Source organism: Pseudooceanicola profundi, assembly GCF_050897955.1.
Taxonomy (GTDB): Bacteria; Pseudomonadota; Alphaproteobacteria; order Rhodobacterales; family Rhodobacteraceae; genus Pseudooceanicola.
In genome coordinates, this window is the sequence record NZ_JBPAXZ010000001.1 from 1,681,281 (window position 1) to 1,699,595 (window position 18,315).

At 63.7% G+C, this 18,315-nt stretch carries 13 protein-coding genes; 7 read left to right on the plus strand and 6 right to left on the minus strand.

Going from position 1 to position 18,315, the window contains the following annotated elements; all coding sequences use genetic code 11:
• Window positions 1–114: 114 nt before the first annotated feature.
• Entirely contained in the window at window positions 115–1,203 is a 1,089-nt protein-coding gene (locus ACRARG_RS08335) for an NAD(P)/FAD-dependent oxidoreductase (protein ID WP_432689550.1), read from the plus strand.
• Window positions 1,204–1,226: 23 nt separating this feature from the next.
• Window positions 1,227–2,582 (plus strand): surface lipoprotein assembly modifier, encoded by a 1,356-nt coding sequence (locus ACRARG_RS08340; RefSeq protein WP_432689551.1) that lies wholly within the window; start codon window positions 1,227–1,229, stop codon window positions 2,580–2,582.
• 3 nt (window positions 2,583–2,585) lie between these two features.
• Here ACRARG_RS08340 and ACRARG_RS08345 read toward each other — a convergent pair whose 3' ends face one another.
• Window positions 2,586–3,461, minus strand: a complete 876-nt coding sequence (locus ACRARG_RS08345; protein WP_432689552.1) for a 3-hydroxybutyryl-CoA dehydrogenase — start codon at window positions 3,459–3,461, stop codon at window positions 2,586–2,588.
• A 116-nt stretch (window positions 3,462–3,577) separates the two neighbouring features.
• Here ACRARG_RS08345 and ACRARG_RS08350 point away from each other — a divergent pair, with 116 nt between their 5' ends.
• Entirely contained in the window at window positions 3,578–4,453 is an 876-nt protein-coding gene (locus tag ACRARG_RS08350; RefSeq protein WP_432689553.1) for a DUF6473 family protein, read from the plus strand.
• Window positions 4,454–4,513: 60 nt separating this feature from the next.
• Here the strand turns inward: ACRARG_RS08350 and ACRARG_RS08355 are convergent, their stop codons facing one another.
• Both ACRARG_RS08355 and ACRARG_RS08360 read right to left on the minus strand, forming a co-directional pair.
• The gene (locus ACRARG_RS08355) at window positions 4,514–5,440 is read right to left on the minus strand and encodes an electron transfer flavoprotein subunit alpha/FixB family protein (RefSeq protein WP_432689554.1); all 927 of its coding nucleotides are present in this window, start codon (window positions 5,438–5,440) and stop codon (window positions 4,514–4,516) included.
• On the minus strand, window positions 5,440–6,198 hold the full coding sequence (locus tag ACRARG_RS08360) for an electron transfer flavoprotein subunit beta/FixA family protein (RefSeq protein WP_432691335.1): 759 nt from the start codon (window positions 6,196–6,198) through the stop codon (window positions 5,440–5,442). The genes ACRARG_RS08355 and ACRARG_RS08360 overlap by 1 nt, the downstream gene beginning before the upstream one ends.
• 229 nt (window positions 6,199–6,427) lie before the next feature.
• Between ACRARG_RS08360 and ggt the strand changes: the two genes are divergently transcribed.
• Window positions 6,428–8,218 carry a gamma-glutamyltransferase gene (gene ggt, locus ACRARG_RS08365; protein WP_432689555.1) on the plus strand — a complete coding sequence of 597 codons (1,791 nt, stop codon included), beginning with the start codon at window positions 6,428–6,430 and terminating at the stop codon, window positions 8,216–8,218.
• A gap of 102 nt (window positions 8,219–8,320) precedes the next feature.
• A complete protein-coding gene (locus tag ACRARG_RS08370; protein WP_432689556.1) occupies window positions 8,321–10,810 on the plus strand; it encodes a GcvT family protein in 2,490 nt (829 codons plus the stop codon).
• A gap of 358 nt (window positions 10,811–11,168) precedes the next feature.
• Here ACRARG_RS08370 and ACRARG_RS08375 read toward each other — a convergent pair whose 3' ends face one another.
• From ACRARG_RS08375 to ccrA, 3 genes are all read right to left on the minus strand, one after another.
• A complete protein-coding gene (locus ACRARG_RS08375; RefSeq protein WP_432689557.1) occupies window positions 11,169–11,888 on the minus strand; it encodes an SDR family oxidoreductase in 720 nt (239 codons plus the stop codon).
• A complete protein-coding gene (locus tag ACRARG_RS08380) occupies window positions 11,885–13,420 on the minus strand; it encodes an AAA family ATPase (RefSeq protein WP_432689558.1) in 1,536 nt (511 codons plus the stop codon). The genes ACRARG_RS08375 and ACRARG_RS08380 overlap by 4 nt, the downstream gene beginning before the upstream one ends.
• A gap of 323 nt (window positions 13,421–13,743) precedes the next feature.
• Window positions 13,744–15,033, minus strand: a complete 1,290-nt coding sequence (ccrA, locus tag ACRARG_RS08385; protein WP_432689559.1) for a crotonyl-CoA carboxylase/reductase — start codon at window positions 15,031–15,033, stop codon at window positions 13,744–13,746.
• A 297-nt stretch (window positions 15,034–15,330) separates the two neighbouring features.
• Here ccrA and ACRARG_RS08390 point away from each other — a divergent pair, with 297 nt between their 5' ends.
• Both ACRARG_RS08390 and deoD read left to right on the plus strand, forming a co-directional pair.
• A complete protein-coding gene (locus ACRARG_RS08390) occupies window positions 15,331–17,322 on the plus strand; it encodes an ethylmalonyl-CoA mutase (RefSeq protein ID WP_432691336.1) in 1,992 nt (663 codons plus the stop codon).
• Between the two features lie 272 nt (window positions 17,323–17,594).
• Window positions 17,595–18,299 carry a purine-nucleoside phosphorylase gene (gene deoD, locus ACRARG_RS08395; protein WP_432689560.1) on the plus strand — a complete coding sequence of 235 codons (705 nt, stop codon included), beginning with the start codon at window positions 17,595–17,597 and terminating at the stop codon, window positions 18,297–18,299.
• The last annotated feature ends 16 nt before the right edge of the window (window positions 18,300–18,315 follow it).

Sequence of the window (18,315 nt, forward strand, 5' to 3'; positions counted from 1 at the left end):
CAAATTCTCCAATCGGAATGACGCGAGACTACCCCGCCCCCCATGGCCTGTCTGGTCAGGAATTCCGGTAGTTTTCGGTTTGACAGTCCCGTGGCAGATGGCATGGTCGGCGACATGGAAGACACATTTGACATCCTTATTATCGGGGGTGGGGTGGCCGGCATCACCGCCGCTGCAGCCCTTGCACCACAGGCCAGCGTCGCGCTGCTGGAGGCCGAGGATCACCTCTGCTACCACGCCTCCGGCCGCTCGGCCGCGATGTTCCTCGAAAGCTATGGCAATGCGACCGTCCGGGCGCTGAACGAAGCCTCGGCAGAGCACCATCGCTCCGCTGACGGAGGTGTCCTGAAAGACCGCCCGATGATGATGACAGCGGCAGCGGAGGACCGCGCCGATTTCGAGCAGGAATCGCGCGCCTTCAGCCTGACCCCGATCTCGACGGCAGAGGCGCTGACCTATTTTCCGCTCCTTGACCCTGAACGATCGCCGCTGGCCGCGATCCGCCATGACACAAGCGATATCGACACCGATCTGCTGGTCCAGAACGCCCGCCGCCATGCCCGCGCGGCAGGCGCCACCATCGCGACCGGCATGAGGGTTGCGGACATCCGGTTTGACGGTGTCTGGCAAATCACCACATCGAACGGCGACCAGTGGCAGGCCCGCACGCTGATCAATGCCGCGGGTGCCTGGGCGGATACCGTTGCGCAGATGGCGGGCGTGGCCCCGCTTGGACTTGTCCCCTATCGCAGATCCATGGCGCGGATTCCCCTGCCCGACGGCCTCGACCCGTCCGGCTGGGCCTTTGTCGATGGCGTCCGCGAAGGCTGGTACGCCAAGCCCGACGCCGGGATGCTGATCGTATCGCCGTCCGAAGCGGACCGAAGCGAACCGATGGACGCCTGGGCCGATGATATGGTCATCGCAGAGGGGCTGGCCCGATTTCAGGACCACGTCACGATGGAGATCTCGCGCGTGCAGTCCACCTGGGCCGGCCTGCGCACCTTTGCCCCGGACGGCAGTCTGGTCATCGGGCGCGATGCCGACCGGCCGGAGTTCATCTGGCTGGCCGGTCAGGGCGGATACGGGTTCCAGACCGCACCGGCCGCAGCCGGACTTGTCGCCGATATTGCTCTGAACCGCCCCCCTGCGCTGCCGGCCGACATTGTGACCCGACTGGCGCCGGAACGGTTCAGCCGGTGATCCCTCTGCACCTATCAGCCATTTTGGGGAAACCTCTGCCCCTGCTGCGGTCGGCCCGGTGCGGAACGCTTGCCCGCGCGCTGCTGATCTGCCTCGCCATCGGATGCGCAGCGCTGCCGACCTCCGTCGTCGCAAATGACGCCCCCACTGCCCAGCCCGCCCCCTATACCGAGGCACGGCTGCTGATGCGCCGGGGCCAGCCCGCCCGTGCGCTGGAGGTTCTGAAATCCTGGCAGCCGGCCACAGCGGCCGAAAAGGAACAGAAACTCTGGGGAGAAGCGGTCGTTCTACGCCTGCTGAACCGGCACAAAGAGGCACGGCCACGTCTTGAAACGCTGGTCGCGACCCGGCCCGATATCGTCCGGTTCCGGCTTGCCCTGGCCGAAACCCTGGCCGCTCTGGGGCAGTCGGAGCGAGCCCGGCTTCAGTTTGAAAACGTCCGGCTCAGCGCCGATACCGAAGCCGACCGAAACCGCGCCGGCGAGGGGCTGACCTCCCTCAACGATCAGGGCGATTTCAACGGCCGGTTTGGTCTGGCCCTGATCCCCTCGACCAATGCGGCACAACGCACCTCTGCCGATACGGTCTTTCTGCTGGGGACCCCTTTCGTGATCGACCCGGATTCGCGAAAGCAGGGCGCTCTGGGCATCCGCCTGACGGGCGGGCTGACCTATGGACCCCGCCTAACCGACCGGACCCGTCTGCGGATCGGCCTGTCTGCCGATGCGCGGCTCTATGATGACAATGCGCCCGATGATATCCGGCTCCGGGCCGAATTCGGGATCACCAAAAAGGTCTCGCCCCGTCTGCGGCTCGAAGGCGGCCTGACCGCATCGCGGCGCTGGATCGCGGATCAGCCATATTCCCACGGGGTTGGCGTGACATTTGGCCTCTCCGCCTTCCCGACCCGGGCCAGCCGGATTGACGCCTTTGCCCTTGTGGATTTCCTCAAACACGATGGGGCCGCGGATCTCGACGGCCCGCGCAGCGTCGCCGTGCTGTCCTATACGCGTGCCATGACCCCGCAACTGCACCTGCACGGCCTGCTGCGTGCGGAACGGGCCTCTGCCAAGATCGCCAGCGCGAGCTCCTCCGCCGCAGAGATCGGCGGGGGCGCGACGGTCCTGTTCCGGGGCGGTCTGAGGCTTGGCCTGATGTCGAGCTTCCGCTGGTCGGAATACGATGGCCCCAGCACACTATTCAGCGACGCCAGAAAAGACCGTCAGTTCAGAACAACCCTGCGCGCCACCCATTCAAAAGTGCAGTTTTATGGCTTCGCCCCGGAAATCGAGGTCCAGTACACCAACCGCAGCTCGAATATCGTGATCTACAGCTTCGATGAGCTGTCGGCGACGATCGGGCTGACCCGGAAGTTCTGAGGCTCACCGGGTCGGAACCGGCGCCTCTCCCCGATAATCGTAGAAGCCGCGCCCGGTTTTCCGCCCCAGCCAGCCGGCCTCCACGTATTTCGTCAGAAGCGGACAGGGCCGGTACTTGGTATCCGCCAGCCCGTCGTGCAACACGTTCATGATCGCCAGACAGGTGTCCAGACCAATGAAATCGGCCAGCTCCAGCGGCCCCATCGGATGGTTGGCCCCCAGTTTCATCGCCTCGTCGATGCTCTTCACATTGCCGACGCCTTCATACAGCACATAGACGGCCTCGTTGATCATGGGCACCAGAACCCTGTTCACGATAAAGGCCGGGAAATCTTCCGCGCTGGATGCTGTTTTCCCCAGACGTTCCACGACGCCCAGGCAGGCTTTGTAGGTTTCCTCATCCGTCGCAATACCCCGGATCAGTTCGACCAGCTGCATGACGGGAACCGGGTTCATGAAATGGAACCCCATGAACTTTTCCGGCCGGTCCGTCCGCGACGCCAGCCGCGTGATCGAGATCGAAGAGGTGTTCGACGTCAGAATGGTATCCGGCTTCAGATGCGGCACCAGCTCTTTGAAAATACTGTCCTTGACGGTTTCGCGTTCCGTCGCGGCCTCGATCACCAGATCCGCCTGCCCCAGCTCCGGCAGGCTCAGCGTGGTCGAGATCCGCTTCTGCGCTTCGGCCTTCGTCGCCTCGTCCAGCTTGCCGCGAGACACCTGCCGCGCGAGGTTTCGGTCGATCTGCGACAGCGCCTTGTCCAGCGCATCCTGGCTCACGTCGGTCAGAACGACCTCATACCCGGACACTGCGCAGACATGGGCGATGCCGTTGCCCATCTGGCCGGCTCCGATAACTCCGATCCGTGAGATTTCCATCTGCGCCTCCCTGTTTCGGCAGTCGCCACACACTGGCCAATCCCGGCCCCGCCCGCAAGAGGCCAGAACCGTTTCAATTTGGTCGTTTAACAGATCGGAAACGACCTTCGCGTTTAATGGCCGGCGGGAAAAAGTGGTGGGAAACGATGTACGACCGGCATGGGCCAGCGGCCCTCGACTATATGATGTGCCGATATGGCACGTCCAAACTGCTGTTTCGCGGGCCAAGGCGCCGGCTGAACAGCCCTCATGTTCTGTTCATGGGCGGGATCGAAATCTTTGGAAAATATGCGGCGCATCCTTTGCCCATGTTGGTAGAGGATGCCATCGGCCTGACCTGCGTCAACCTTGGCGCGGCCAATGCCGGGCCTGAACTTTACCTGTCGGACACAACGATGCAGGCCATGGCCGCGCGCGCCGACGCAACCGTTGTTCAGATCATGGGGGCACAGAACCTGTCCAACAGATATTATGTCGTCCACCCCAGGCGGAACGACAGGTTCCTGCATCCCTCGACCATGATGGAAACGGTCTTCCGGGACGTCGATTTTACGCAGTTCCATTTCACCCGTCATCTGCTTCAGGCGCTTCAGAACAGATCGCAGGACAGGTTCGAACTGGTCCGCGCCGAACTGCAGGACGCCTGGCTGGCGCGCATGAAAGCCTTGATCGAGGTCACGACCGGCCCTGTTGTCCTGCACTGGTTTGCAGATCACCCGCCGGGTGACGACGAGGATGCCGACAACGCTGACCTCAACCGCGACCCGCTGTTTGTCACGCGCAGCATGCTGGAGACTCTCCGGCCGCTTGTGTCCAAAATCGTTGAAACGGTTGTCACGCCGGAGGTCCGTCAGCGCGGCATAGACCGGCTCGATCACACGCAGATCGAGGCGCCCGCAGCCGGGCGGTTGCTGGGCGTGGAGGCGCATGAGCTGGCGTCAATTGATATTGCCAGAGCATTGGCGCCGCTCGTTCAGCGAAACCGCATGTAACGGAAAGGCCCGCCACAATGGGCGGGCCTTTACACGATGCGTCAGCCTTGGTCGGCCTTATCAGAGCTTTTCGACCAGCGCCGGAACGGCTTCGAAGAGGTCGGCAACCAGACCGTAATCGGCCACCTGGAAGATCGGCGCCTCTTCGTCCTTGTTGATCGCGACGATGACCTTGGAGTCCTTCATCCCGGCAAGGTGCTGGATCGCGCCGGAGATGCCGACAGCGACATAGAGCTCCGGTGCCACGACCTTACCGGTCTGACCCACCTGCCAGTCGTTCGGGGCATAACCCGAGTCGACCGCCGCGCGGGAGGCGCCAACAGCAGCACCCAGCTTGTCCGCCAGCTTTTCGATCAGCGCGAAATCGTCCTTGGAGCCGACACCACGGCCGCCCGACACGACGATCCCGGCAGAGGTCAGTTCCGGACGATCGCTTTCCGCCATGGAGTCAGAGACCCATTCCGAAAGACCCGGATCCTCGGCCGTGGCCGCATCCGCGACAGAGGCGGAGCCGCCTTCGCCAGCCGCGTCGAAGGTCGACGTCCGGAAGGTGATAACCTTTTTCGCATCCTTGGACTTCACAGTCTGGATCGCGTTACCGGCATAGATCGGACGCTCGAACGTATCGGCATCGACCACACCGGTCACATCGGTCAGGACCATCACGTCGAGCAGCGCCGCAACGCGCGGCATGATGTTTTTCGCATCGGTCGTGGCGGGCGCCACGATGTGCGAATAATCCCCGGCCAGCGACACGATCAGCGCCGAGACCGGCTCCGCCAGACGGTGCCCGTAAAGCGCATCCTCGGCGACCAGCACCTTGGCAACACCGTCGATCTTGGCGGCGGCTTCACCGGCGGCCTTGGCAGAGGCGCCGACGGCCAGAACCGTCACATCGCCCAGCGATTTCGCGGCGGAAACGGCCTTTGCGGTCGCATCGACCGACAGTTCGCCATCATTGACTTCGGCAAGCAGAAGAACGGCCATTACACGATCCCCTTCTCTTTGAGTTTCGCCACGAGCGTGTCCACATCGGGCACCATCTCACCGGCCTTGCGCGCTTCGGGCTCGGAGGTCTTCACGATCTCCAGGCGCGGCGTGACATCGACACCAAAATCGGCCGCGGTCTTCTCGTCCAGCGGCTTTTTCTTTGCCTTCATGATGTTCGGCAGCGACGCGTAACGCGGCTCGTTCAGGCGCAGGTCGGCGGTAATGATGGCGGGCATCTTCACCTTGATGGTCTGCAGACCACCGTCGACTTCGCGCTTCACGACAGCAGAGTCGCCGTCGATGTCCAGCTCATTGGCGAAAGTCGCCTGGGACCAGCCCAGCAGCGCCGACAGCATCTGGCCAGTGGCGTTCATGTCATTGTCGATCGCCTGCTTGCCGGCGATGACGAGGCCCGGGGCCTCTTCGTCGATCACGGCCTTGAGGATCTTGGCAACCGCCAGCGGTTCGATATCCGTGTGCACGTCATCGGCAGCCACCACGAGGATCGCCCGGTCGGCGCCCATGGCCAGTGCGGTCCGCAGGGTTTCCTGCGCCTGTTTCACACCGATGGAGACGACAACCACCTCTTCGGCCTTCCCGGCCTCTTTCAGGCGGATGGCCTCTTCGACGGCAATCTCGTCGAACGGGTTCATCGACATTTTCACATTGGCAAGATCGACACCCGATCCGTCCGCCTTCACGCGGACCTTCACGTTGTAGTCGATCACGCGTTTGACAGGCACCAGCACCTTCATCAGCGGTTTCTCCCTCATTGCAAGTCAAAGGAAGCCCCGGATTCGGAGCCCCACGTTCTCGCGTGTTGATATAAGCTTCATATGCTCCGCGACAGATCAAAATCGACCCTTTGACGCGACCTGACGCCGCGATATTCCGAAATGCGGCTCTTAATTCCGCTATGCGAACAATTTTAGCGCCTCCAATTTCGCACTATCTCTGTCCGAATCGCTCATACTGGACAGTGCCATGATCCTCAGAACCTGCCTCGCCCTTTGTCTGACCGCCGCACCGCTCTGCGCCCAGCAGGCCACCGATGCCGTGCCGCCGGAGATGACGACGGATCTTTCCGCCCCCATCGAAGACCCCGCCCTGCGCGCCTCGCAGGAGGCCAAGGCCGAAGGGCTTTCTGTCGCCGCAACCAGCTGGATGATCTCCGCCGCCCATCCCGAAGCCGTACGGGTCGGCGCCGATGTCCTGCGGGCAGGCGGCACCGCAGCAGATGCCATGGTGGCGGTGCAGGCCGTGCTGGGGCTTGTGGAACCGCAGAGCTCCGGCCTCGGCGGCGGCGGCTTCCTGCTCTATTACGACGCCACCAGCGGCGCGCTGACCACGCTCGACGGGCGCGAGACCGCACCGATGGCGGCGACGCCGACACTCTTCCAGAACGCCTCCGGCGAGCCGATGGGCTTTTTCGAGGCCGTTGTCGGCGGGCTCTCCGTCGGTGTTCCCGGCACACCGGCGCTTATGGCCGCAGCGCATGCCAAATGGGGCACAGCCGCCTGGGACACACTGCTGGCCCCGGCCATTACCATGGCGGAGGACGGCTTCCCCGTTTCCGCCCGCCTTTCCGCCATGATCGCCTTCGATCAGGACCGTCTCGCCGTCCATCCGGACACCGCCGCCTATTTCCTGCCCGGCGGCACCCCGCTCGCCGCGGGTGACATCCTGAAAAACCCGGCCTACGCAGAGACCCTGCGCACCCTCGCCGAACAGGGCATAGACCCATTCTACAGCGGCCCCATCGCCGAGGAGATCGTGACAGCCGTCATGAACGCCCCCCAGCCCGGGCGCCTCACCGGCTGGGACATGCGCAATTACCTGGTCAAAGAACGGCCCCCGACCTGCGCGGAATTCCTCGACTATGATGTCTGCGGCATGGGCCCGCCCTCTTCGGGCGGCATCACTGTCGCGCAGATCCTCGGGCTTTCCGCCACTGCAGATGCCACGCGTGACCAAACCAGCGCGGAGCCGGCGCTCGATACGGCCACGCTGTTCGGAAACGCCTCCCGGCTCGCCTTTGCCGACCGGGGGCGTTACATCGCCGACAGCGATTTCGTGCCGCTGCCGGTCAAGGGCCTGCTGGATCCGGCCTACCTCAAGGACCGCGCCACCCTCGCCACCCCCGACGCCGCGTTGAAAGAGGTCACCCCCGGCCAGCCCGGCTGGGACCATGCGATGAACCTGGCCGACCATGTCGGCCGCGCCCTGCCCTCCACCACGCACATGTCCATCGTCGACAGCTACGGCAATGCGCTCTCTCTGACCTCTTCGGTCGAAAATGCCTTCGGCTCCCGCCTCATGGCCGGGGGGTTCCTGCTCAACAACCAGCTGACCGATTTCTCCTTCCGCTCGCACACCGATGGGACCCCGATCGCCAACAGCGTCGAGCCCGGCAAACGCCCCCGCTCCTCCATGGCGCCGACCATTGTCATGCAGGCCGGCAAGCCGCGCCTCGTCATCGGCTCCCCAGGCGGCTCCCGCATCATCGGCTATGTGGCGGAAACGATCTGGCGCCACCTGAAGGATGGTGACGACATCCAGGCCGCCATTGCCGCGCCGCATATGGTCAACCGCTTCGGCACTTACGACATCGAAACAGCGCCGGAGGCCGAGGCGCTGAAAGCCCGCCTCGAAAGCCGGGGCTTCAAGGTCAATATCACCGATCTGAACAGCGGGTTGCATGGCGTTGCGATCACCGACAAGGGCCTGCTGGGCGCCGCCGACCCGCGACGGGAAGGCATCGCCTATGGGGAATAATCTGCGCAGGTCGGTTTCAGCACCGAAAATGTCGGCTGGACCCTGCGCGGCGCGTCCGGCCTGCTAAACCGGGTCTAGCCATCAACAGGGGATTCCACCTCAATGAAAACGCATGTCAAAGCTCTGGTCGTCGGCGGCGGTGCCGTCGGGGCCTCCATCGCCTACCACCTCGCCAAGGCCGGCTGGAGCGACGTGATGCTGCTGGAACGGGACGAACTCACTTCCGGCTCCACCTGGCATGCTGCCGGTCTGCTGCCGCTCTTCAACATGAGCTACGCCACGACCCATATCCACAAGTATTCGGTCGACCTCTATAAGTCGCTGGAGGCCGAAACGGGCCTCAACGCCGGCTTCTCCGTCGTCGGCAACCTGCGCATGGCGCAGACCCAGGACCGGATGGACGAATACATGCTCTACGCCTCTACGGCGGAAACGGCAGGCGTCCCCTATGAATGGCTCACCCCCGCCCAGATCAAGGAACGCTGGCCGCTGGTCCGCACCGAGGATCTGAAGGGTGCGATCTTCCACCCCACCGATGGCTATATCAACCCCGCCGACGTGACCCAGGCCATGGCCAAGGGCGCCCGCCAGCGCGGCGTGCTGATCGAACGCAAATGGCAGGTCGACGGCTATGAATGGACCGGCTCCGAATGGAAAGTCACCATCACCAAAATGGTCGAACGCGGCGGCAACCTCGTGCCCTCCGAAGAGCAGATGGTCATCACCGCAGAACATGTCGTCACTGCCACCGGCAACCATGCCCAGCGCACCGCCAAACTGCTCGGCATCAAGGTCCCCGCGATCCCCGTCGAACACCAGTATATCGTGACGGAGCCCGACCCGGCCCTCGTCGAATACCGCAAGACCCACGGCGAACACCCGGTGCTGCGCGACGCCGACGCCAAGTGGTACGTGCGGGAGGAGCGCGGCGGCTGGATCCTCGGCCCCTATGAGCGCAACGCGCCTGCCTGCTTCCCCTACGGCGTGCCGGACAGCTTCCGCGCCGACCTCTTCCCGCTCGACCTGGAGCGGATCGAGGAGGAATACATGTCCATGATCCACCGCATCCCCTCGTCCGAGGTCGTGGGTCTCAAGGACGATTTCAACGGCCCGATCTGCTACACCCCCGACGGCAACCCGCTGATCGGCCCCGCACCCGGCCTGCGCAACATGTGGCTGGCCGAGGGCTTCTCCTTCGGGATCACCGCCGCTGGCGGCACCGGCTACTACCTCGCCCAGATGATGGTCGAAGGCGAAGCCGAAATCGACATGGCCTCCCTCGACCCGAAACGCTACGGCTCCTGGATGACGACCGAGTTTGCCATCGAGAAGAACGAGGAAGCCTACGAACACGTCTTCATCCTGCACCACCCCGACGAAGAGCGCGAACGCGCCCGCGCCCTGCGCACCTCCCCGGCCTATGACCGGCAAAAGGCCCGCGGCGCCCAGTTCGGCCAGGTCAACGGCTGGGACCGCCCGAACTACTACGCGCCCGAAGGCTTCGACGATCACGCCGCCCGCAGCTTCCGCCGCGGTGGCTGGTGGCAATATGCGGTCGAAGAGGCCAAGGCGATCCGCGAAGGCGTCGGCCTGATCGACGCCACGGCCTTCACCAAGCACCTGCTTAAGGGGCCGGGCGCGACCCAGTTCCTCGACTGGTTCACCTGCAACAAACTGCCCAAGGTCGGCCGGATCAACCTGACCTACGCCCTGACCACCGCCGGCACCACCCGCACCGAATACACCATCGTGCGGCTGGCCGAGGATGAATATTACCTCGTCTCCGCCGGCGCCTGGACCGCCTATGACAGCGACTTCCTGCAGAAGGCCATCGAGGACAAGATGCCGGAATTCGGCTATATCTCCTGCCACGATGTGACCACCCAATGGGGCGTCTTCGCCATCGCCGGGCCAAAATCCCGCGACGTGCTGAACGAGCTGGTCCGCGACGGCGATCCGGCCACCGTGCTGTCGAACAAGCGCTTCCCCTGGCTCACGATGCGCAATATCGAGCTCGGCATGTGCCCGGTCCGCGCCATCCGCGTGGCCTATACCGGAGAGCTCGGCTGGGAACTGCACCACCCGATCGAGATGCAGAATTACCTCTTCGATCAGCTCACGGCGGCAGGCGAGAAACACGGGATGAAACTCGTCGGCGCCCGGGCCCAGAACTGGCTGCGCCAGGAGAAAAGCTACCGCGCCTTCGGCACCGAACTTGGCCGTGACGCCACACCGCTCGAGGCCGACCTGCCTCGCTTCGTCGACCTGACCAAGGAGTTCCACGGCAAAGAAGCGCTGGAGAAAACCGGCATCCGCGCCAAATGCGTGACCCTGCTGATCGACGGACCGGCAGACGCCGATCCATGGGGCCGCGAAGCGCTCTACGACGGTGACACCAAAGTGGGACGCCTGACCTCCGGCGGCTATTCGGTGGCCTTCGGCAAATCCATCGGCATGGGTTATGTCACGCCGGACCTCGCCGTGCCGGGAACGAAGCTCAAGGTCAGGATGTTCAATGAGCTCTGGGATGCGGAGATCACGGAAGACAGCCCCTATGATCCGAAAAACGAGGTCATCCGCATCGACGGCTGAGGCTGCTCTTATCCAATAGCGCGCCTGCGGCGCACACGAAACTTGGCCCCTCCCCCCTCCGGGCGGAGGGGCGTTTTGCCTCCGGCGGGGATATTTTCAGCAAGAAAAACAACATGCACAATTAGGTGTCAGCCCTCCGCCGGCCGCGACATCTGCGGTGCTGCGGAGGGCCTTTTCCTTGCACGGTCATCGGCGTCCCCGCCTGTACCGCAGAGTGACTTTCTCTGATTCCTCTTAAATTTTTCTTGCTGAAAATATCCCGGGGGTGCGGGGGCAGAGCCCCCGCCTCCGCCCCGTACCACGCGGCGATATTGCCGGGCTTCTCTCTTCGAAACCCACAGGGCACGGAGCGCCGTTGTCAGCCACGCCCGATATAGGGCATCTTGGTCGCCATTACCGTCAAGAACTGTATATTGGCCGCAAGCGGGAGCTCGGCCATATGCAGCACCGAATGCGCCGCATGTTCCACATCCATGACGTCTGGCGCAGCGGCAGGGTTTTCCCGGATGATGCCATCCAGAAGCTCGGTTCGGGCATTTCCGATGTCGATCTGGCCACAGGCGATATCAAAGGCACGGCCGTCGAGCGACAGGCTCCGCGTCATACCAGTCACGGCATGTTTACTGGCCGTATAAGGCAGTGACATCTCCCGCGGGACATGGGCCGAGATGGACCCGTTGTTGATGATCCGTCCGCCTTGCGGCACCTGTCGGCGCATCCGGGCGAACGCGGCGCGGGCAGCCAGAAACATGCCCGTCACGTTGAGGTCGATTACGGCGCGCCATTCTGCAAGTGCAATCCCGTCGATCGTATCCGCCCGGCCGAATGTTCCGGCATTGTTGAACAGTACATCTATCCGCCCGGTTTCCTCGATAAACCGGTCAAACGCGGCATCCACCTCTGTCTCGGATGTGACATCGCCGGGCAGGATGATGGCGCGCGCCTCTTTGGCAAAGGCCGCACGCATCTCCTCCTCGCGGCGCGCGAAACAGCCGACGGTCCATCCGGCCCCCAGAAAGACACGCGCGGTGGCAAGCCCGATACCGCTGCTGGCACCGGTGATAAGGATCGTCTTCATGCCATGCCCTCATCCGGTCCTGTCAGTTCAAGAGGCGCCGCAGGGACGCGCAGGTCCTCCACGCCCAGCGGTTGCGTCGGACGGGCCAGCCTGTTTCGCAGCACCCAGTGCAGCCGCGTCTCCGCCCGCGTGATGGCCACATATGTCAGACGTTTCCAGAGCGGCTGGCCCGCCTCGACCCGTCCGACCCGGGCCGCGGCCCACAAGTCGGGGGCAAACACCTGCACATCGGACCATTGCGACCCCTGCGCCTTGTGGATGGTCACCGCAGCCCCGTGCAGGAACGTCGCGCCCATTCTTGCGGCGAAGGGGATAAAGGGTTCTTCTTCCTCCGGCTTCTCGATCTTCACGATCGACGCGGCAGAGACCTGCGGGCTTTCCGCGCCCATCACGTGAAGTCGCGAAAATCCGGGCTTGGAGCCAGGGCCAAGGTAGACCACCTGCGCCCCTTTGATCAGCCCCCGCGCCTCCAGGTCCAGCCGTTTCTTGCGGTGTTTGAGGGGCAGTTCGATCCCGTCGCAGATCAGCGGCTCACCCGGCAGCAGCGCATCCTCCGGCGCGCCGTGCACGGTGCGGAAGGCATTGATCAGCCTGATCCGGGTCGCGTTCCGCCAGACCAGAACCGGGGAGCGCGCCATCAGGTCCACCTCGACCCGCTGAGCGCAGACGACGCGATCATCCTGTGCCGCCTTGTCCTCGACCATGCGTTCGAAATCGTCGAAGCTCAGATCCGGATCCGCCAGCGCATGGGCCAGATCGAGGATCGGATTGTCCGCATCTTGCCGATGCACCCGGTCAAGATGCATGACCCGTGCCTCCGGCAATCTTTCAAAGACCATCCGTCCGGACTGCCCGACCGGCGCCAGCTGGGCCGGATCGCCAAACAGCAGAAGTGTCGGAAAAATCTCGCGCAGATCGTCGAACTGCTTGTCGTCGAGCATCGAGGCCTCGTCGATCAGGCCCATGTCGAGCGGATCGTCCCGGCGTTTCCAGCCGGTGATGAAATCCGACCCGCGCAGACCGGCAGCGGCCAGAGCGGCCGGCACGGATTTGTTGACATCGTAGGACAGTTTTGCCCGGTCGAGCGCGGCATCCGTAAGCCCCTCGATCTGCGGGCGGTCGCCCTCTCCTGCCAGCCACTCTGCGACGCGCTCATATTCCGGGTCATAAACCGGCGTGTAGAGAATCCTGTGGATCGTGGTGGCCGGCACGCCGCGGAGACGCAGGACCGAGGCCGCCTTGTTGGTGGGGGCCAGAATGGCCAGCGTGCGGCTGGTTTTCGCCTTTTTGGGTTCGTAATCGCCGGAAATCAGGGTGACCCCCGCCGCTTCGGCCGCCGAAGATATCGCCGACAGCAGCAGCGTCTTGCCGGATCCGGCCTTGCCGGTCACGGCCAGAACCTGTCCCTTGCCGGACCCGGGCGGCCGCAGCGTCTCATCTTCGAGATCGACGCCCTCCTCGCGCAAGGCCGCGACGATCCGGTCGAAGGCATCAGCCTGATCATGAGAAAAAGTGACGGAAGGCATGGTCATGCGCGGACGCTACAGTGCTTTGATGCGGCGCACCATCCCCGAGCGGGTCGGGGGGCGCTGCCCCCCGTCCTGCGGACTCCCCCCGGGATATTTGCGGCAAGAGGAAGCAAGCTTTCCTTAACCAGAATCGCGGAGCCTCGTGGGGCGGTACAGGCGGGGACGCCGATGACCGTGCAAGGGGAAGCTCCCCGCGGCGCCACTGTGTCGGTGGGCGGCGGGGAGCCAACCTTTTGAGACAGAGAAGCCTCCGAAGGCGCTTATGCCATCCACATGGGTCCGGCCGCCCCCTGACAAAAGCAGGGGCGCGGCGGGACCGGTCGGGCTCAGCTCCGGCCTGCGTCCAGAACGTCCTCGACGGTCCGCAGCCCCGGGCGCGGTGACTGAACCAGAACCGCCATATTGCCGGGCTTATGCTCGTTCCTGAGCATTTTCATATGAGCCTGCGGAATTTCATCCCAGGGGAAAAGCTCCGACATGCAGGGGTCGAGCCGGCGCTCCAGCATCAGCCGGTTGGCCGAGGCCGCCTGTTTCAGGTTCGCGAAATGCGAGCCCTGCAGGCGCTTCTGGTGCATCCACATGTAGCGCACGTCAAAGGTCGTGTTGAAACCGGAGGTGCCGGCGCAGATCACCACGATGCCACCCTTCTTGACCACCAGCGTGGAGACCGGGAAGGTCGCCTCGCCCGGATGTTCGAAGACCATGTCAACATTCACACCCTTGCCGGTGATGTCCCAGATCGCCTTGCCAAACTTGCGCGCCTCTTTCAGCCACTCGTTATACTCGGGCGAGTTCACGGTGGGCAGCTGGCCCCAGCATTTGAAATCCTTGCGGTTGATGACGCCCTTGGCACCCTGCGCCAGAACGAAATCGCGTTTGCTTTCGTCCGAGATCACGCCGATCGCATTGGCGCCGGCCGTATTGGCCAGCTGGATCGCATAGGAGCCGAGGCCGCCGGACGCGCCCCAGACCAGAACGTTCTGCCCCGGCTTAAGCTCATGCGGGTGATGGCCAAAGAGCATCCGGTATGCGGTGGCCAGAGTGAGCGTGTAGCAGGCGCTTTCTTCCCAGGTCAGATGCTTGGGGCGCGGCATCAGCTGCTGCGCCTGCACCCGGCAGAACTGTGAGAAAGAGCCGTCGCCCGTCTCATAGCCCCAGATCCGCTGGGTCGGAGAGAACATCGGATCGCCGCCGTTACATTCTTCGTCGTCACCATCGTCCTGATTGCAGTGGATCACGACCTCGTCGCCCACTTTCCAGTTCTTCACCTTGTCGCCAACCGCCCAGATGATGCCCGACGCATCGGAACCGGCAACGTGGAAGTCCTGCCCGTGCACGTCAAAGGGGCTGATCGGCTGGCCGAGGCCCGCCCAGACGCCGTTGTAATTCACGCCCGCGGCCATCACGAGCACCAGAACCTCGTGACTGTCGATGGCCCAGGTATCGACGACCTCGACCTGAAAGCTCTTGTCGGGCTCGCCATGACGTTCGCGCCGGATCGCCCAGGCATACATCTGCTTCGGCACATGGCCGAGCGGCGGCATCTCACCGATCTCGTACAGGTCTTTCTTGGGCGCGTCATACGCGGCGATTGCGGAATCTGTGTCCAGAGCCATTCAAGCCTCCTCAGTCGTCTGTGCCGCGATGCAGAATCGCCGGGCTGGCCTCCGGAATATCGGCGGGCGCGCAACATTGCAACCTCAGTCGCAATGATTTTGTAATTTTATGACCGAGCGGATGCAGAAAAATCCACGGCCCGGGTCAGAGTTCTACCTCAAAGCCCGGTTTTCCTCATTTCTCGCGCTTTTCCCTCTGAGTCGTCGTAGCATCAGGGTACGCCGCATCGCGGCGAATTGACATCGCCATATTCTTTCCGATAACTACACACGAACGAAAGAATATTACTCGACCAAATCAAACCTGTCCGGAGGCCCGCCATGACCGAGACCCAGAAAGACCGTCCCTGGCTGTTCCGCACCTATTCGGGCCATTCAACGGCCAGCGCATCCAACGAGCTGTACCGGACAAACCTGAAGAAGGGTCAGACCGGGCTCTCGGTGGCCTTCGACCTGCCGACGCAGACGGGCTATGACAGCGACCACGTCCTGGCACGTGGCGAAGTGGGCAAGGTGGGTGTGCCGATCTCGCACCTGGGCGACATGCGCACGCTCTTCGACCAGATCCCTCTGGCGGAGATGAACACCTCCATGACGATCAACGCCACGGCGCCCTGGCTGCTGTCGCTTTATATCGCGGTGGCCGAGGAACAGGGCGCCGACCCCAAGGTGCTGCAGGGCACGGTGCAGAACGACCTGATCAAGGAATACCTCAGCCGCGGCACCTATATCTGCCCGCCCGCGCCCAGCCTCAAGATGATCGCGGATGTGGCCGAATACTGCTACCGCGAGGTGCCCAAGTGGAACCCGATGAACGTCTGCTCCTACCACCTGCAGGAGGCCGGCGCGACGCCGGAGCAGGAGCTGGCCTATGCGCTGGCCACCGGCATGGCCGTGCTGGACGAGCTGAAGCCGCGCGTCCCGGCCGAAGATTTCCCGACCGTCGTCGGCCGCATCTCCTTCTTCGTCAACGCGGGCATCCGCTTCGTGACCGAGATGTGCAAGATGCGCGCCTTTGTCGATCTCTGGGACGAGATCTGTGAGACCCGCTATGGCGTCGAGAACCCCAAGTTCCGCCGCTTCCGCTATGGCGTGCAGGTGAACTCGCTGGGCCTGACCGAACAGCAGCCGGAAAACAACGTCTACCGCATCCTGATCGAGATGCTGGCCGTGACGCTCTCGAAAAAGGCGCGCGCCCGTGCGGTGCAGCTGCCCGCCTGGAACGAGGCGCTTGGCCTGCCCCGCCCCTGGGACCAGCAATGGTCGCTGAGGATGCAGCAGATCATGGCCTATGAGACGGACCTGCTGGAGTATGGCGACCTTTTCGACGGCAACCCGGCGGTGGATGCGAAGGTCGAGGCGCTGAAAGAAGGCGCCCGGGCCGAGCTCTCCAATCTCGAGTCGATGGGCGGGGCGGTGTCCTCCATCGAATACATGAAGTCGCGTCTGGTCGAATCCAATGCCGAGCGCGTCAACCGGATCGAGACCGACAAGACCATCGTCGTCGGCGTGAACAAATGGACCGAGGCCGAGCCCTCGCCGCTGATGGGCGAGGACGGCGGCATCATGACCGTCGATCCGGCGGTGGAGGCCGACCAGATCGAACGGCTGAACGCCTGGCGCGCCGAGCGGGACGAGGCTGCCGTGACAAAGGCGCTTTCGGACCTGCGGGAGGCCGCCGCCAAGGGCGAGAACTGCATGCCCGCCTCTATCGCCGCGGCCAAGGCGGGGGTTACCACTGGCGAATGGGCCGCGCAGATGCGCGCCGTGCATGGCGAGTATCGGGGACCGACCGGCGTGTCCGCCTCCGTCTCGAACAAGACCGAGGGGCTGGACGATATTCGCGATGCGGTCAACGCCGTGTCGGACAAGCTGGGACGGCGGCTGAAATTCGTGATCGGCAAGCCCGGGCTCGACGGCCATTCCAACGGTGCCGAACAGATCGCCTTCCGCGCGCGCGACTGCGGCATGGATATCAATTACGACGGTATCCGGCTGACCCCGGAAGAGATCGTGAGCCGCGCCAAGGAGCAGGAGGCCCATGTCGTGGGCCTGTCAATCCTGTCGGGATCGCATCTGCCGCTGGTGGAGGAGACGGTAACGCGGATGCGCGAGGCCGGGCTGGGACATATCCCGCTGATCGTCGGCGGCATTATCCCTGAAGAGGACGCCAAGCGGCTGCTGGCCTCGGGCGTGGCCAAGGTCTATACGCCCAAGGATTTCCAGCTGAACGCGATCATGATGGATGTGGTGGGGCTTGCCGATCCGCAGTCGGTGGCGGCTGAATAGGTCGGACAGGGGCGCTGCCCCTGCGCCGGCCCTGCGGCCCGGCTACCCCGGGATATTTCAGGCAAGAAAAAGCGGGCTTGGCGAGAGAGGCCCGCGCCTTGCGTCTTTGGGGGGCGCCAGACCTGAAGTCCTGCGTTTTGCCAGCCCGGTTCGTCGGGTGATCCGGCGCGCCGGGGCTATGGGATACTCGCGCCACAGGGTCCGGTCATGGACAAGACGCGGCGACCTGACGATAGTTGCGCCCGAGAAGCACGCAGCCGGAGACCCTGCCCATGACCATTCATATCGGAGCCAAACCCGGCCAGATCGCCGAAACCGTCCTGATGCCCGGCGATCCTTATCGCGCGAAATGGGCGGCGGAGACCTTTCTGGAGGGGGCGGAGCTGGTCAACGAGGTGCGCGGCATGCTGGGCTATACCGGCACCTGGAAGGGCAATCGCGTTACGATTCAGGGGTCCGGCATGGGCATGCCTTCGCTGTCCATATATGCCAATGAGCTGATCCGCGACTATGGCGCCCAGACCCTGATACGGATCGGGTCCTGCGGCGCGATGCAGACCAAGGTCGGGATCCGCGATGTGATCCTTGCCATGACGGCCTGTTCCATCTCGACCCCGTCACTGGGCTTTTTCAAAGAGGTGAACTTTGCGCCGAGCGCCGATTTTGGCCTGCTGCACGAGGCGTTCCATGCCGCGGAGGCCAGGAGCGTGACCACGCATACCGGCGCGATCTATTCGGCCGATGTGTTTTATGCCGAACGCCCTGATCTTGACGAGACAATGGAACGGCACGGCGTTCTGGCCGTCGAGATGGAGGCGGCGGAGCTTTACACCCTGGCCGCCCGGTTCGGACGGCGGGCCCTGGCGGTCCTGACGGTTTCAGATCACCTCAAGACGCATGAGGCCTTGCCTGCGTCGGACCGGGAAAAGAGCTTTGGCGATATGGTGGAGATCGCACTTGAGGCCGCCTTCGCCTGACCGTCCCGACTGGCCT

Excerpts from the sequence above, each read along its gene's own strand:
- ccrA (WP_432689559.1), bottom strand. The coding sequence starts at position 15,033 with ATGGCTCTGGACACAGATTCCGCAATCGCCGCGTATGACGCGCCCAAG.
- ACRARG_RS08345 (WP_432689552.1), bottom strand. The coding sequence starts at position 3,461 with ATGGAAATCTCACGGATCGGAGTTATCGGAGCCGGCCAGATGGGCAAC.
- ACRARG_RS08380 (WP_432689558.1), bottom strand. The coding sequence starts at position 13,420 with ATGACCATGCCTTCCGTCACTTTTTCTCATGATCAGGCTGATGCCTTC.
- ACRARG_RS08375 (WP_432689557.1), bottom strand. The coding sequence starts at position 11,888 with ATGAAGACGATCCTTATCACCGGTGCCAGCAGCGGTATCGGGCTTGCC.
- ACRARG_RS08350 (WP_432689553.1), top strand. The coding sequence starts at position 3,578 with ATGGCCGGCGGGAAAAAGTGGTGGGAAACGATGTACGACCGGCATGGG.
- ACRARG_RS08360 (WP_432691335.1), bottom strand. The coding sequence starts at position 6,198 with ATGAAGGTGCTGGTGCCTGTCAAACGCGTGATCGACTACAACGTGAAG.
- ACRARG_RS08355 (WP_432689554.1), bottom strand. The coding sequence starts at position 5,440 with ATGGCCGTTCTTCTGCTTGCCGAAGTCAATGATGGCGAACTGTCGGTC.
- deoD (WP_432689560.1), top strand. The coding sequence starts at position 17,595 with ATGACCATTCATATCGGAGCCAAACCCGGCCAGATCGCCGAAACCGTC.
- ACRARG_RS08335 (WP_432689550.1), top strand. The coding sequence starts at position 115 with ATGGAAGACACATTTGACATCCTTATTATCGGGGGTGGGGTGGCCGGC.
- ggt (WP_432689555.1), top strand. The coding sequence starts at position 6,428 with ATGATCCTCAGAACCTGCCTCGCCCTTTGTCTGACCGCCGCACCGCTC.
- ACRARG_RS08370 (WP_432689556.1), top strand. The coding sequence starts at position 8,321 with ATGAAAACGCATGTCAAAGCTCTGGTCGTCGGCGGCGGTGCCGTCGGG.